13 protein-coding genes are annotated in these 15,816 nt (G+C 41.6%); 8 read left to right on the forward strand and 5 right to left on the reverse strand.

All coding sequences use genetic code 11. The annotated features are described in order from the left end of the window. The first annotated feature begins 8 nt into the window (after window positions 1–8). Together DW036_RS06970 and DW036_RS06975 are read left to right on the forward strand one after the other, a co-directional pair. A complete protein-coding gene (locus DW036_RS06970) occupies window positions 9–599 on the forward strand; it encodes a DUF4251 domain-containing protein (RefSeq protein WP_118462393.1) in 591 nt (196 codons plus the stop codon). A 92-nt stretch (window positions 600–691) separates the two neighbouring features. Beyond that, window positions 692–1,351, forward strand: coding sequence for a response regulator transcription factor (locus DW036_RS06975; protein ID WP_118463154.1), 660 nt, complete (start codon window positions 692–694; stop codon window positions 1,349–1,351). A 9-nt stretch (window positions 1,352–1,360) separates the two neighbouring features. Here the strand turns inward: DW036_RS06975 and mnmA are convergent, their stop codons facing one another. Further along, window positions 1,361–2,422 (reverse strand): tRNA 2-thiouridine(34) synthase MnmA, encoded by a 1,062-nt coding sequence (gene mnmA / locus DW036_RS06980; protein WP_118462395.1) that lies wholly within the window; start codon window positions 2,420–2,422, stop codon window positions 1,361–1,363. 281 nt (window positions 2,423–2,703) lie between these two features. Next, window positions 2,704–3,990: an O-acetylhomoserine aminocarboxypropyltransferase/cysteine synthase family protein gene (locus DW036_RS06985; protein ID WP_118462397.1), complete on the reverse strand. Its 1,287-nt coding sequence runs from the start codon at window positions 3,988–3,990 to the stop codon at window positions 2,704–2,706. Between the two features lie 157 nt (window positions 3,991–4,147). Between DW036_RS06985 and DW036_RS06990 the strand changes: the two genes are divergently transcribed. Both DW036_RS06990 and DW036_RS06995 read left to right on the forward strand, forming a co-directional pair. Then, window positions 4,148–5,503 (forward strand): S41 family peptidase, encoded by a 1,356-nt coding sequence (locus tag DW036_RS06990; RefSeq protein ID WP_118462399.1) that lies wholly within the window; start codon window positions 4,148–4,150, stop codon window positions 5,501–5,503. 6 nt (window positions 5,504–5,509) lie between these two features. Then, entirely contained in the window at window positions 5,510–6,361 is an 852-nt protein-coding gene (locus tag DW036_RS06995; RefSeq protein ID WP_118462401.1) for a DUF4595 domain-containing protein, read from the forward strand. A 9-nt stretch (window positions 6,362–6,370) separates the two neighbouring features. Here DW036_RS06995 and DW036_RS07000 read toward each other — a convergent pair whose 3' ends face one another. After that, window positions 6,371–7,189 carry an alpha/beta hydrolase family protein gene (locus DW036_RS07000; RefSeq protein ID WP_118462403.1) on the reverse strand — a complete coding sequence of 273 codons (819 nt, stop codon included), beginning with the start codon at window positions 7,187–7,189 and terminating at the stop codon, window positions 6,371–6,373. Window positions 7,190–7,288: 99 nt separating this feature from the next. Here DW036_RS07000 and DW036_RS07005 point away from each other — a divergent pair, with 99 nt between their 5' ends. The 4 genes from DW036_RS07005 (at window position 7,289) to DW036_RS07020 (ending at window position 11,885) form a co-directional block, all read left to right on the forward strand. Continuing rightward, window positions 7,289–8,581, forward strand: a complete 1,293-nt coding sequence (locus tag DW036_RS07005) for a hemolysin family protein (RefSeq protein WP_118462405.1) — start codon at window positions 7,289–7,291, stop codon at window positions 8,579–8,581. Window positions 8,582–8,623: 42 nt separating this feature from the next. Further along, window positions 8,624–9,103: a copper resistance protein NlpE N-terminal domain-containing protein gene (locus DW036_RS07010; protein WP_118462407.1), complete on the forward strand. Its 480-nt coding sequence runs from the start codon at window positions 8,624–8,626 to the stop codon at window positions 9,101–9,103. A 232-nt stretch (window positions 9,104–9,335) separates the two neighbouring features. After that, a complete protein-coding gene (locus DW036_RS07015) occupies window positions 9,336–10,343 on the forward strand; it encodes a uroporphyrinogen decarboxylase family protein (protein ID WP_233560335.1) in 1,008 nt (335 codons plus the stop codon). 138 nt (window positions 10,344–10,481) lie between these two features. Further along, complete coding sequence (locus DW036_RS07020) at window positions 10,482–11,885, forward strand: polysaccharide lyase 6 family protein (RefSeq protein ID WP_118462411.1); 1,404 nt, start codon at window positions 10,482–10,484, stop codon at window positions 11,883–11,885. A gap of 4 nt (window positions 11,886–11,889) precedes the next feature. On the opposite strand, the gene DW036_RS07025 is transcribed toward DW036_RS07020, so the two are convergent. Both DW036_RS07025 and galB read right to left on the reverse strand, forming a co-directional pair. Then, the gene (locus tag DW036_RS07025; protein ID WP_118463157.1) at window positions 11,890–13,092 is read right to left on the reverse strand and encodes a S9 family peptidase; all 1,203 of its coding nucleotides are present in this window, start codon (window positions 13,090–13,092) and stop codon (window positions 11,890–11,892) included. Window positions 13,093–13,097: 5 nt separating this feature from the next. Next, on the reverse strand, window positions 13,098–15,719 hold the full coding sequence (gene galB, locus DW036_RS07030; protein WP_118462413.1) for a beta-galactosidase GalB: 2,622 nt from the start codon (window positions 15,717–15,719) through the stop codon (window positions 13,098–13,100). Between the last annotated feature and the right edge of the window lie 97 nt (window positions 15,720–15,816).

Below are 15,816 nucleotides of genomic sequence, written 5' to 3' on the forward strand. Positions count from 1 at the left end.
AAAGAATTATGAAAAAGTTTATTGCATTAGTAGCATTAGTGATGATGAGTGCGGCAACAACCGCCATGTATGCACAAGAAAGTAGAGCGGAACGCCGCGCAGACCGTAAGGCTCAAAGAGACGCTGAACGCGCCCGCCTGAAAGCAGAAGAACAAGTAGCCGACGCAGTATCGTATGATGACGCCGTTGCTGCATTGAAAGCCCACCAATTCGTACTGGAAGCTGACCAGGTAATGTTCCGTAACGGACAGACAGCTTTCGTTAACTCCAACACCAACTTTGTACTGGTAAATCAAGGACGTGGTACCGTACAGGTAGCATTCAACACAGTATATCCCGGTCCTAACGGTATCGGTGGTGTAACAGTAGATGGTTCTACCTCGGATATGCAGATTACAACCGACAAGAAAGGCAACGTAAACTGCCAGTTTAGCATTCAGGGTATCGGTATCTCTGCACAGATTTTCATTTCGCTGACTAACGGTGGAAACAATGCTACCGTAACCATCAGCCCGAACTTTAACTCCAATACGATGACGCTGACTGGTAACCTCGTTCCATTAGACCAATCCAGCATCTTTAAAGGACGTTCCTGGTAAAGCCCTTTACAATATATATATTTCCACTCCGCTGCAAATTGCCAGAAATGTGTACATTTGCAGCGGAGTTTTTTATATTTTTGCATCCATATATGAGAGAATTTATCATCGCAGACCATCAGGACATCACCAAAGCAGGTATGATGTTTCTACTCAGTAGTCAGAAGGACACAGCTCTGTTACTGGAAGCAGATAACAAAACCGAATTAGTTCAGCAATTGCGCCTGCATCCGCAAGCAGTAGTGATACTGGACTATACGTTATTTGATTTCTCAGGTGCGGACGAGTTAATTGTGCTGCATGAGCGTTTTAAAGAAGCGGACTGGCTCCTTTTCTCTGATGAATTGAGCATGGAATTTCTCCGGCAGGTATTGTTCAGCAGTATGGCTTTCGGAGTGGTGTTGAAGGATAGTTCAAAAGAAGAAATACTGTCTGCATTGCAATGTGCTTCGCGGAAAGAGCGTTTCATCTGTAATCATGTCAGTAATTTATTGCTGTCCGGCAGCGGTGCATCTCCCGCACGCCCCACGCTGAAAGATGAATTACTGACACCAGCGGAACGGAGTGTACTGAAAGAAATCGCTCTGGGAAAGACTACGAAAGAAATTGCGGCGGAGAAGAACCTCAGCTTCCATACGGTAAACAGCCACCGCAAAAACATATTCCGTAAATTAGGAGTGAATAATGTGCACGAAGCTACCAAATATGCCATGAAGGCAGGAATTGTGGATTTAGTGGAATACTATATATAAAAAGACTGTTCAGACGCCAATCTCTCCACTACCGATACATATCCGGGAAGCTTCATCATATATGACACCGAATTGTCCGGGAGCAATGCCCTGCAAATTTTCAGAAGATACAATACGGTAGAGTTCTCCTTCCCGTATCAGTTTTCCTTTCATAAATTCCGGTGTATGGCGGATTTTAAAAGTCACATCGACTTCCTGATTATGTAACCAGGGATTTTCTGTAATAAAATGAAAATCATGAATCTTAAATTCACGCCCGTACTGCCACTGGGTGTCATATCCCCGTGAGACATAAAGAACATTTGCCTCAACGTCTTTCCGAATGACAAACCAAGGACCACCACTTAAACCCAATCCTTTGCGCTGCCCGATGGTATGAAACCAGTACCCCCGGTGTGTACCGATTTTCTTTCCAGTCTCCAATTCTATAATATCTCCTTGCCGTTCACCAAGGAAACGACGAACAAAGTCATTGTAATTGATCTTTCCCAGAAAACAAATCCCCTGACTGTCACGGCGACGGGCAGTAGGCAGTCCTGCAATGCGGGCAATGTCCCGTACTTCCTGTTTCATCAATCCACCAAGGGGGAACATCAGTTTGGATACTTGCAGGTAGTCAATCTGTGCAAGAAAGTCTGTCTGGTCTTTTACAGGATCAACAGCTGTACCCAACCATACTTTATCATCTTTATGGACCGTAGTGGCATAATGGCCGGTAGCGGTAAAATCAAACTCTTTGCCTATCTTCTGCTCAAAGCAACCGAATTTAATGAAGCGGTTGCACATCACATCCGGATTAGGAGTCAATCCACGACGGATTTTATCAATGGCATAAGCAGCAACCTGTTCCCAATATTCTTTCTGCAAATCTACCATTTCCAAAGGCAATCCGTAACGATGTGCGATAGCCGTAGCCATCTCCCAGTCTTCTTCAGCAGAGCAGTCCATATAATCGGTGCCGTCCATTCCTATCTTAATATAAAACAGAGACGGCCGATACCCTTGCTCACAAAGAAGGTGTACGACAACTGAACTGTCGACACCTCCTGATAATAAAACAGCTATATTCATTCAAATAGTTTAGGATTATAGTAAGCATTTGATATGAGTACTAATTACTTACAATAAATAAATTTTCAAGGTATAGTCGTATACTTAGCCTATCTCAGTCCTATACTTAGGGTACCTCAGTCCCATACTTAGGATACCTCAGTCCTATACTGAGATAGGGACATTACAACAGAGCTGATAGTCAAGTAATTACAAATTTTCTTCTCAATATCAATAAATCAGAACAAACAATCGACAAAAAAAATGAGAAATAGACTCATTACTTTTCGGTTATGAACCAATTATATTTTATCAAACGCCTGAGCCAAGTCATCCAGCAAGTCAGCAATATGCTCCGTACCGATAGACAAGCGTACGGTCCCCGGCTTAATTCCTTGTTCTTCCAACTCCTGTTCATTCAACTGCGAATGTGTAGTAGTGGCCGGATGGATAACGAGCGACTTAACATCCGCTACATTTGCCAGAAGTGAGAAGATCTGCAAGTTATCGATGAATGTCTGCGCTTCTTTCACCCCACCCTTCACTTCAAAAGTAAAGATAGAACTTGCGCCATTTGGGAAATACCTTTGATACAATGCATGATCCGGATGTTCCGGTAATGACGGGTGATTCACTGCTGCCACTTTAGGATGTTTCTTCAAGAAATCAACCACCTTCAATGCATTCTCCACATGACGTTCCACGCGAAGGGAAAGTGTTTCCAATCCTTGCAATAAAATGAAAGCATTGAATGGACTTATAGTAGCCCCTGTATCACGAAGCAGGATAGCACGAATACGTGTAACATAAGCCGCAGCACCGGCAGCTTCGGTAAAACGTATACCATGGTAGCAAGGCTCCGGCTCCGTCAGTTGAGGGAATTTGCCCGAAGCTGCCCAATCGAACTTACCGCCGTCCACAATCACACCACCCAAGGAACTACCATGACCACCGATAAACTTCGTAGCAGAGTGTACTACAATGTCTGCTCCATGCTCAATAGGCCGTATCAGATAAGGTGTACCGAATGTGTTATCAATGATCAATGGAATCTTATGACGATGTGCTATCTCGGCAACAGCTTCAATATCAATAATGTTGGAGTTCGGGTTACCCAAAGTTTCAATATATACAGCCTTTGTATTCTCCTGTATAGCCTTCTCAAAGTTCGAGAGATCAGCAGGATCTACAAAAGTAGTAGTCACTCCGTAGGCAGGCAGAGTATGTTCCAGCAGATTATATGTACCACCATAGATGGTTTTAGCTGAAACAATATGATCTCCGGCACGGGTAATATTCTCTAAAGCATAAGTCACGGCAGCAGCCCCCGAAGCAACTGCTAATCCGGCAACGCCCCCTTCCAAAGCAGCCACACGTGCTTCGAACACACCTTGGGTAGAGTTAGTCAAACGGCCATAAATATTACCCGGATCTTGCAAACCAAAGCGTGCGGCAGCATGGGCAGAGTCGCGGAATACATACGAAGTAGTCTGGTAAATGGGCACGGCACGCGCATCAGTTGCCGGGTCGGGTTGTTCTTGTCCTACATGGAGTTGAAGCGTCTCAAAATGCAATTTCTTTGTTTCCATTGTCTTTGTATTTTTTTAGGATTAATTGATTGAGCGCAAAGATAATGGGATGTTCTGACATGGGCAATGACATAAGATAGGGAATTTTATACCACATTTATGGTAGATAAACAAACTATTCGCTAAATTTGCAACGAAAACCAAACGATAGATACAGATGAAAAGAAGGAATATACAGCTTTTCCTACTATTGGGAATCCTTGCATTGACGAGCTTATTCTCTTGTGGAGTAGACCGTTGGCCGGAATATTACAAATGGACCGGACGTGATCTATGGATAGACAGCGTCATGAGAGAAGAATATCTGTGGTTTGAAGACATCCCCAACACAAAGGACCTGAATTACTTCCTTGAACCGGATGCTTTTTTGAAGAAAATAATATCTCCACTCGATAAAGGATACTCCAGCGTAGATACACTGTATGCTACCCCATTGCCAAGTTATGGTTTCGACTATACGCTGTATAGTATAGTTGGTAATGATACTGCTTTTAATGCACTGATTACCTACGTAATACCCGGTTCTCCTGCTGCCGAAGTTGGTTTAAAACGGGGTGAGTGGATTATGAAAGTCAACGATGACTTTATCACCAAGAAAACTGAGGAATTACTGAAAGAAGGTGAAAGCCGGAAGTTATTAATGGGAGAATATAGTACACAGGAAAATGAAGCAGGAGAAACAGAAGGTGTCATTACTTCCTATGGTGAAGCCAACCTGCCCGCTTCCCGTCCCGTGGAAGACGTTGCCATACCCGCCTATGATGTTCTCACCGGCGGTGTAGGTTATCTGGCATACAATAGTTTCAGTACAGAAGATAATAGTGAATTGCTTCGACTTTCCCAGTACTATAAAGAGAACAATGTAAAAGAGTTCGTTCTCGACTTACGCTACAATGCCGGTGGAGCAATGGATTGTGTACAGCTTCTGGCAACGATATTAGCACCTGCAGATAAATTAGGCAGTACCCTCGCTTCACTGGAATACAGCCAAAAGCAGATGTCCAAAGACCGGGAACTCACTTTTGACGACCAGCTTTTGCAAGGAGGTAGTAATTTAAATCTATCGAAAGTATATATCCTGACAAGCAGTACTACTGCAGGCGCCGCAGAAATGCTGATTAACTGTCTGAAACCTTATATGACCGTAGTACTCGTAGGTGCCACAACCAAGGGAGAAAACGTAGCAACAGCCAGTTTCTCCAGTGATAAGTTCCAGTGGATTCTTCGCCCCGTTGTATGCGAGGTATTCAATTCCGAAGGCAAAGCTGATTATTCCACTGGTTTTACTGCAGACTATACAGTAAATTCTCTACAAGACTTTGCAAAAGTATTGCCCTTAGGTGATCCTAATGAAGAAATGTTAAGTGCAGCATTAGGAATTATCGATGGTAGCATCGTACTTCCGGAACCTGAGCCAGAGCCAGACCCTGAACCGGAGCCCGAACCCCAAATGAAGGCTGTGAAAAGTGTGAAAGTAAAACGCACCTTCCGTAGCGGTCTTATCATTAAATAATTCAGAATGAAGAAGAATATTCTCGTAGCCTTGCTATTCATAGGAGGATTGGCTGCTTGCAGTGATAGTGACGATTCGGATATACCCGATAATCCGGGATATCCCGTAACTCATTTTTCCAAAATAGAATTATCGGAAGTTAAGAAAGAAGAGCCTACTTCGCCGGTTACCCTCACTCAAACCTATGCTTATAAAGCCGGTAGAGTGATAAGTTTCACTGCCATACAAAGTTTTGTAGCCGGAGGAGAAACCTTCAAGATAGAAAATGCTACAAGTGTTGTTTACGGGGACCATCAGGCCGTAGTGACAGATGAAATCAATACTGTTTCTACTTATACATTGGACGATAATGGATATGCCGTGAGTTGCATACGTAAGGAAATGGATGGAAAAATACGCTCTTATACTTTCGACTATCTAATTAATACGGAGGGAAAATACTTCCTGAAAAATATAACAGAAACGTTAGACGAAAACCAGCCCTATTCTTCTATCAACATAGATTATAGCAGCTATGGAACACTACGCATCACCCAGCAGGTTAACAAGTCCGAACAAACTTATATAGCCAGCACATCTACCACTAATGAAATTGCCAACACTTCAGAGATTCCGTATCTATTCCTGACAGATCTATATCCCCTTTCATTCCACTCGGTAGCCATTTACGGGAAGTTCTTGGGAGATGCATACAATACTCTGATTACTAACCTCAGACCAGAGGATAACAGTGAAAGTAACGAAACCACGACTTATAAATATGAATTTGACAGACGAGGTATCGTTACTTCCTGTGATGAGGTGACCAAGAGTTACGGAGACGATTACAAGCGTACCATAAATTACAGAATCGAATAATTTGAAATACTATTTCTTGAAAAATTTATCAAAGAAAAGAATTTGGTAATCAATAGAGTTATTCCAATATTGCCCGTTATGTGCACCAGGACGAGTGATAAAGTCATGACTAATATTCTTTTCCAATAAAGCTTTATGCAATGCTTTATTTACTTCCAGGAAGAAATCTTTTTCACCACAATCGATAATCAATGCCAACTCTCCATCTGTAATCTTATCAATCTGGGTAATAACAGTATGCTGATCCCATAAAGCGCTGTCGGCTTCGTATTCACCGAGTTGTTTGCTCATCTCCCAATTCTTTGGGAATGGACGGATATCCACTCCACCACTGGTACTTCCTCCGGCACCAAATACATCTTTATGACGGATTGCAACCCACAAAGCACCATGTCCACCCATACTCAACCCTGTAATGGCCCTTCCTTTTTTCTCCGGAATTGTGGAATAGTTTTTATCTGTATAATTCACCAGTTCTGAAGCAACAAAAGTTTCATAGCGGTAAGCCGGATTCTTAGGACTATCCCAGTACCAACTGTTTTTACCATCAGGACATACAAAGATGATTCCTTTTTCATCCGCAATCTTAGGCAACTCCGGTTTAACACCTACCCAGGTACGTGCATTGCCACCATAACCATGCAACAGATAAATTACCGGGCAAGCCTCAGCTTTCTCTCCCAATGCTTTATCAGGAAGTACATACACTACCTGTACCTCCTTATTCATGGAGGGACTTTTCACCATTATAGTATCTACTCGTGCAGCCTGTGTTGCAACAGCCGAAAACAGCAATAAAACGCTGAACAAAATTTGTTTTCTTTTCATGTTTTTCATTCTTTAATAATCTCTATAAATAGGCGGCAATATTAGTAATAAAATTCAAAAAATTAGTAAGTTTGCAGTATAAACTATTCAAAAACCTATATGGAATTTATTATTATTCTATTTTTATTAGTCCTGAACGGCGTTTTTGCCATGTATGAAATAGCATTGGTGTCATCCAGCAAAGCACGACTCGAAACCCTTGCGGGAAAGGGAAACAAAAGAGCCAAAGGAGTACTGAAACAGTTGGAAGAGCCTGAGAAGTTTCTTTCTACCATTCAAATCGGTATCACGCTCATCGGTATTGTATCCGGTGCCTTCGGTGGTGTAGCCATTGCCGACAATGTAGCCCCGCTATTCGCCTCCATTCCAGGAGTCGCTCCTTATGCAAAAGATCTTGCCATGATCACAACTGTGGCAATCATTACGTACCTTTCACTCATCATCGGTGAATTGGTGCCCAAGTCCATAGCACTGAGTAATCCGGAACGATATGCAACTCTACTTAGTCCGGTCATGATTTTGCTGACCAGAGTATCTTATCCGTTCGTCTGCCTGCTCAGCTTCTCAACCAAGGTAGTGAATAAACTAATCGGCCTGAACAATGGAGAAGAACGTCCTATGACACAGGAGGAATTAAAAATGATTCTGCACCAAAGTTCAGAACAGGGTGTTATTGATAAGGAGGAAACTGAAATGTTGCGAGATGTATTCCGTTTCTCAGATAAGCGGGCTAATGAATTGATGACTTACCGCCGTGATCTTGTCGTACTATATCCCACATACACACGTGACGAAGTTCTGCACATCATCCGCGAACAGCATTTTAGTAAATATCTGTTGGTAGAGAAAGGAAAAGATGATATTATCGGAGTAGTGTCCGTCAAAGATATTATTCTGATGTCTGGCAATGATCACCCCTTCGATTTACGCAATGTTGCCCGTCCGCCCCTGTTTATTCCGGAAAGTTTATATGCCAAGAAAGTTTTAGAGCTATTTAAGAAGAACAAAAATAAGTTCGGAGTTGTTGTAGACGAGTATGGTAACACAGCAGGCATTATCACCTTGCATGATTTGACAGAAAGTATCTTCGGAGACATCCTTGAAGAAAACGAAATGGAAGAAGAAGATATCGTCACCCGGCAAGATGGTTCGATGCTCGTCGAGGCTTCTATGAATGTAGATGATTTTATGGAAGAGATGGGTATCTTGAGCTATGATGATCTGAAAGAAGAAGACTTTACCACACTAAGCGGTCTCGCCATGTTCCTCATCGGGCGGGTACCCAAAGCAGGAGACTTGTTCAGCTACAAGAACCTACAGTTTGAAGTTGTGGACATGGATCGTGGACGAGTGGATAAACTGCTCGTTATCAAAAAAGAAGAGGAAGAATAGTGTGAATTTGCATTATATATATTAACTTAAACCATTAAAGCAATGAAAAAAGTAATGATGATTGCAGCCATCGCTGCTGCATTGGTATCCTGCCAATCAAAAGGAACCCAGAACAATGATTCCGCCATAGGTGAAGGAGTGTTGACAGTTGCCGGGAATGATTCTTCTGCCGTAGCCGTATACGAAGGTCTTCTTCCTGCTGCCGACGGTCCGGGTATCCAATACGTATTGAGCGTGGACAGTGTAGGTCCTGACGGAGAAAGCGGTTATACTCTGGTTACTACTTATCTGGATGCGGAAGGTCAAGGAAAGAACAAGAGCTTCACTTCCAAAGGTAAGAAACAAGTCATCAAGAAGACAGTGGACAACAAACAAAAGACAGCCTACAAACTGACACCGAATGATGGTGACGCTCCCGTCTACTTCGTAGTAGTGAACGATACCACTTTACGTTTGGTTAACGATAGTCTGCAGGAAGCTGTCAGCGACCTGAACTACGATATTATTCAAGTGAAGAAATAATCAGCAAAACATTTCATGTGAGAGGAGCTAAACGAAATTTGGCTCCTCTTTTTTATTCCCTTTTAGAACATATCACACCAGAATTTCATACTAACAAAACAAAAAATCAAATTTCTCACATCAAAACAGACTGGTTGAAACAATATATATAATGATTGGAACAATATTTTAAGTCATGCATTACCTTAACGCGTACCTTTGTTCTATCGAATTCAATGAAAAACAGAATCCCATGAAAAGAGTACTATTTATATTGTTTTGCTTCACGACATTAGTTCAGGCACAAATTCCCACCAATAAGCGGGAAGTAATGCAGCAATTCCTGTCAGGTACATTGGACGAATCATATGTACCGGCAGCATTTTTCATGCATTTCGGAAAAGACGCACGCACCGGAGAAAAAGCTACAGATGCACATTTACGTTATTTTCTTTCTACAGGCATGGATTTCGTAAAAATCCAGTTCGAACAAGGATATGGACGTATTCGAATTGAGAAATCAGAAGATTGGGAACTAATTAAGCCACTTCCCTCAGACTTCTTTACTCCAACATTAGAAGTCGTAAAAAACATTTATGATATTGCCGGTGACAATGCGATGATATTACCCACTGTTTATTCTCCATTCCAGATGCTGATACAAAGCGTAGGAGCTAAAACTGTGATAGCATATGCTAAAACAGAACCGAAACGAGTGAAAAAAGCACTCGAATATTTTACTGAAGCACTTATCGGCTACGTAAAAGCGTGTAAAAAAATAGGTGTAGATGGGTTTTACACACCTACACAAGGGGGAGAAATTAAATTTTATGAAGTTCCCGGATTCTTTGAAACCTTCGTTAAGCCATATGACATAAGAGTCATGCAGGAATGTAATACCCAAACCCAGCTTAATATACTCCATATCTGTGACTACGAAGGCAAGTATGACGATTTAACCCGTTTTGTGTCATATCCGGGCCAAATAATTAATGCACCCTGTGAAGTAGCCGACCAGCCTTTCAGTCTACAAGCATGCGAACAATTATTTAAGCGCCCTGCAATGGGAGGATTATATCGTAAAGGCGCCATATTAGAAGGAAGTTCTGATGAAGTAGCAAAAGAAATATATGCACTAAAGAATTCCTTGAAAGGGAAACGATTTATTTTAGGGGCAGATTGCACTATCTTGCCCCAAACACCAATGGATAACATCAGAACTGCTATTAAAACATCACATCATACTTGTAATATAGAATAAATCATAGGCTTTTTAAATTCATAGTTAGTTGGTAAATAGGTATTATTTCTCATTTTTAGGTAGATTGTTGATCGAAAAGCGGTTGTTGTGGAACACCCGCTTTTTATTCTTTTGTATTATCTAAATTATATAAATATCATGAATAAGAAATCATTTGCATCCACTATTATTGCAGTAATACTCGTTTGTCCGGTTTTGGCGGTGACACACACCTTCACACCAACCGACATCGAAAGTTTAAAGGTCAAGATGTCTGACGGATCTTTACAACCTGGTGATACCCTGCTTTTACAAGATGGAACCTATTCCCATCTTGGTAAGGTTAGTTTTACAGGAAATGGAACAGCAGATTATCCAATTATACTGAAAGCAGCGAATACCGGAAAGGCTATCATATCCGGAACAACAGAAATACGTATAGCAGGCAGTTATCTACAATTAGAGGGACTCTACTTTCATAAAGCTTGGGCATCTGACTTTGAAATGATAGAATTTCAACTGGATAAAGAACACCCAGCCACTCATTGCCGGATTACCCAATGTGCCATTGATGATTGCAATGACCCTGCCAAAGGAGAGAAACCAGGGGGAGGAACTGAAAACTGGATTGGACTGCATGGAAACAATAATCGTATAGACCACTGTTATTTTGCCAATAAACGTGCCCGTGGATTGGTTATACAAATTACAGTAGAAGACGGTGGAGATCACAATCACCACCAGATAGATCATAATGTATTTGGTTATCGGAAACCCTTCGGGGGTAATGGTGCGGAAATCATACGCGTGGGTAACTCCTGGTCATCACAACTGCCTTCCTACAGCATCATTGAAGAGAATATATTCTATCATTGTGATGGAGAAAATGAGATTATTTCAATTAAATCCGGTTTCAACATCATACGCCGTAACTTATTTTACGAATCGCGTGGCGGATTAGTGTGTCGTCACGGTCACAACAATATTATAGATTCCAACGTAATCATTGGTAATCATCTGCCTGCTACTTTGGGCATCCGCATTATCAATCAAGGACATACAGTCAGCAATAATTACGTGGAAAGTGTAACAGGAAAAGGCTCCGGTGCCGCCTTCATACTACGCATGGGAGTATATGAACGCCCCAATACACCCGAAGATTATGAAGATGAAAAACTTAAATCGTATCATCGGGCAGCAGATATTGACATTGCTTTTAATACTTTTGTTGATTGTGCCGAACTGAACTTTGGAGACGGACGAGGAGATAAAGAGCCACAGAATGTACGTTTTGCTCATAACCGAATTTATTCTCCGAATACTGTTCCCAATATCAAAATCAGTAATTCTGCCATATTTCCCGGCATTACATTTATCAATAACTTCTGTCAGTTCAAAAATAATGAATCACCCGATGTAAAAGGATTCCAAATTACGACATTCAATGCTGAGCAAATAAAAGCTCAACGGCGCCAAGCAGTTTCCCCCATAGATTGCGGAACCTCTTGGCACAACGTTGAACTAAGTGAAATGAAGACTCTTGCAGAATTAATGAATCAGTAATCCATCACCAATGTAATCTACCTGATGTCTGGTATCCCCGGACATCAGTTACATTTACATACCAAGTAGTAACACCGACTGGCAAAAGAATCTTCCATTTATTTTTCTCTACACTACCTTCTATTGTCTGCCAGTGATACTTTTCCCGCTCTTGCCCTGTATCTGTAGTGTAATGCAAAGTGACCTTCTCCACCGGAATAGAAGAAGTAAGCTCACCTGATACTATACCTTCTTCCACTTTCTCATCTATTATTTCGGTTAAAGGCTCCATATCACGAAGATATTGACCTATAAATGCAGCTATTTCTTCACTTTGCCAACCATATTTGTGGCTATGACGCAAACCTTGTTTTATCAATAATCCGGACTGAGAAGCCAATGCTGCACTCTGTGCCATGGAGGGCAAATAAAAATGCACATCATTGGTTCCATTTACAAACAGTATCGGTCTTTCCATCCGAGGTAAATAGTTGGATGGATCATACTGTTTCAGCCATATTTCTCTTTGTTCATCAGGCAAACCATCCAGTTGTTGTTTCATTCGCCCACTTTCAGAAAGAACCCCACAACCGTAGACAGGAACGGCTACCCGAAACCGAGAATCTAATGAAGCTGCAATGCAAGTCAATACCCCACCCCAACTTATACCAGTAATGGCAGTACGCTCCACATCGACTTCCGGGAAGCTCAGAAGTAGAGAATGCGCATTGAAAATATCGCTGACAGCCTGATATACCCACTGCTCTTTTTGAGGTAAAGTGACATCAAAATAAGGTGTCTCCTTTCCATCCTCATCAAAACCTCCATCAATGTGTTTTTTATCCGGACCATTACCACGCGTGTCTAAAGCAAGGGCTGCATACCCCCGCTTTGCCCACATTACAACCCATTCCCGGAAAGCTGTCCCACCACCGCCATGTACCAATATAATCCCCGGTAACTTTTTCTCCTGAGAGCTGTTGCCTTGTAGCATAGCAGGGGTAGCATAATAGGCAAAAACAGATTTGGCCTGTCCTTTATAAGAAACAGATTCGAATATAAGAGAACGTATAGAATCCTCTTTTACTACCCGACAAGCAGGAGTACTGAAAAAGTCCTCTCCGTCCCATATCGTATTTCTCACTTGCACTTGTGCTGATACATTTAATCCACTCAAATACAGGCAGAGACCAATGACAATAATTCTAAAACTGTAATTTATACTCATACACATCATTCTACCTTTAATGCAATCTTTTGTTTCGGAAGCCCCTTAGATTCGACTGTAAGTACTACTTTTCCCTGCTTCATATACTGGCTACGCAAAATGACTAATGCCAAACCGTTATAAGCATCTCTTTCTGATAATTGGAATGGTAATAAACTTGTTGCATCTCCATTATCTGTAGCTATAATCTCAGCAGGCCCTGTTACAGAAAACTTCAAATGATTCTTAGAACGAGGCACAACACGACCTTGAGAGTCCACAACAGCTACACGGATAAATGATAAATCAGTACCATCACTTTTAAGCTCTGTTTTCTCTGCCGTTACTTGTAAAGCGGCTGGTTTTCCAGTGGTCTCTACAAGCTCTTCCGCCCACTTCTGACCGTTCTTATAAGCTATGGCTTTCAAACTTCCCGGTTCATAACGTACATCATCCCAGGTCAAACGGTCATACGAATGAGCTTTCTCTCTACGCCCCAGTGACTTACCATTCAAAAACAGCTCAACAGCATCTCCCGAAGTATAAATATGAACGGGAGTTATTTCACCAATCCGCTCTTCCCAGTTCCAATGAGGCAATATATGCACAGTGGGCACATCAGGACGCCAATAGCTCTTATAATTGTAATAACGATCCTTCGGAAAACCACATAAATCGACAATACCAAAATAAGAACTGCGAGAAGGTGTTTTTATTTTGCCTAACTCTTCCAATTCCTTTCTAGCCTTTTCTAATTCATTCGGATCACTGAAGTTCAACAAATTGGTTAAGTCTTTATTATAAGGAGTAGGTTCGCCCAAGTAATCGAATCCAGTCCACACAAACTCACCACTCATAAACGGATATTCTTCATTCATTTTAAATTGAACCTCAGGAGCACATCCCCATCCTATAGTTGTCATATCATATGATGAAAGCTGGAAGCCGGAACGGCTATCGTTAACGTCAGTAGTTACAGGGAAGAAATATTCCCCACGAGAACTCGTTGCAGAGGAAGTTTCACTGGCATGATAACGGCGAGTAGGATTCTGCTCTTTAAAAACCGGATAAGTTTTATGGAAATAGTTCAGACCAAATATATCTACCTGATTCACAATATCCCGGAAAACAGCATCCCGCTTATTACACCCTAAAGAAGTAGGCCGTGTAGGATCTTCATCATGACAGTAAGCTGTCAGGTTACGAGCTATTATAATTCCCTGATCAGTTGTTTGATCAGGCATTTCATTACCTATACTCCACATAATAACAGAAGGATGATTACGATAATGACGTACCAACGAGCGCATATCTGCTTCACTCCAATCATCAAAAAGAAGATTATAATCATTCTTGCGTTTCCCTTTTTGCCAGGTATCAGCTAATTCAAGCTGCATCATCAGTCCCATACGGTCACAGAGAGCAACCAACTCCGGTGCCGGTGGGTTATGTGAAGTACGAATGGCATTTGCACCCATCTCTTTCATGATACGCAACTGCCTTTCGGCAGCCACTTCATTAAAAGCAGCGCCCAAAGCACCCAAATCATGATGCATACACACACCTTTAATAGCTACCTTTTGTCCATTCAACATGAAACCTTGGTCATGGGTAAATTCAATTGTACGAATTCCAAAAGGAGTTTCATAACTATCCATTTCTTTTTCATCCATGAACACGCGGCTGACCGCTACATAGCAATTTGGAGTATCAATATCCCACAACTTCGGCTTATCTACTTTAAATTGAAAGCGGGCACTCGACCAGCTATCTTTTTTAATCGCAATATCCTTAGTCATACTTTGAGTTACTTCTTCCCCCACAGGACGTCCATCTTTCCCTTGCAAATATACACTTGTCTGCAACTTAACCTGAACATCTTTTCTTGCATGATTCTCAATATTCACTCCCATTTCCATAACAGCACTTTCTGAATCAACCTGTCGGTTTCGCACAAAAGTTCCCCATTGTTCCACATGAACAGGAGACGTTTTCACTAACCATACATTCCGATAAATACCACTACCCGGATACCAACGTGAAGTATCGTCCGGATTATCCAATCGAATAGCCAATACATTTTTTTGTCCTGCCTTTATATAAGGTGTTAAGTCAAGGCGAAAAGAAGCATAGCCATAAGGCCACCCACCCACATATTGCCCGTTACACCACACGGAAGCGTATGACATCGCCCCATCAATATCGAGATAGATTTGTTTCCCGACATCATCCTGCGATAACTCCAGTGTTTTACGATACCAGCGTATCCCCCAATAAGGTAATTTTCCAGTCGAACCGTTATAGTCAATATTGAAAGGGCCTTCAATGGCCCAATCATGAGGTAAATTCAGATGTCTCCATCCACTATCATCAAAATCAGATTTTACATAGGCTATATTTTCTCCCGGATTGCCTTCCGGCCTCTGATACCTCTTCCCAAATATAATAAAGTCGTTGGCACAAGGTAATAAATAAGGCTTCAGTTGAGAGTAATGTAATGCAGTACCTGCCCCATCCGGATCATCTATCTGATAACGCCAATCACGATTAATGTTTATGCGCTCACGCACTGTTGAGGTATTTGCACAAACAATATCCCGTCCCATAATGAGTACAAAACTCAATAAAATAAAAAATCTGTTTTTCATACTATTCTGTTAAATTGTTAGCACTACAAAAGTAAGGAATAGAAAAATAGACGATTATCAATATTATCTATGTTTCTATTAATACCATCTCAAATGT

Origin of the sequence: Bacteroides sp. AF39-11AC, from assembly GCF_003474285.1 — a bacterium.
In the GTDB taxonomy this organism is placed as follows: Bacteria; Bacteroidota; Bacteroidia; order Bacteroidales; family Bacteroidaceae; genus Bacteroides.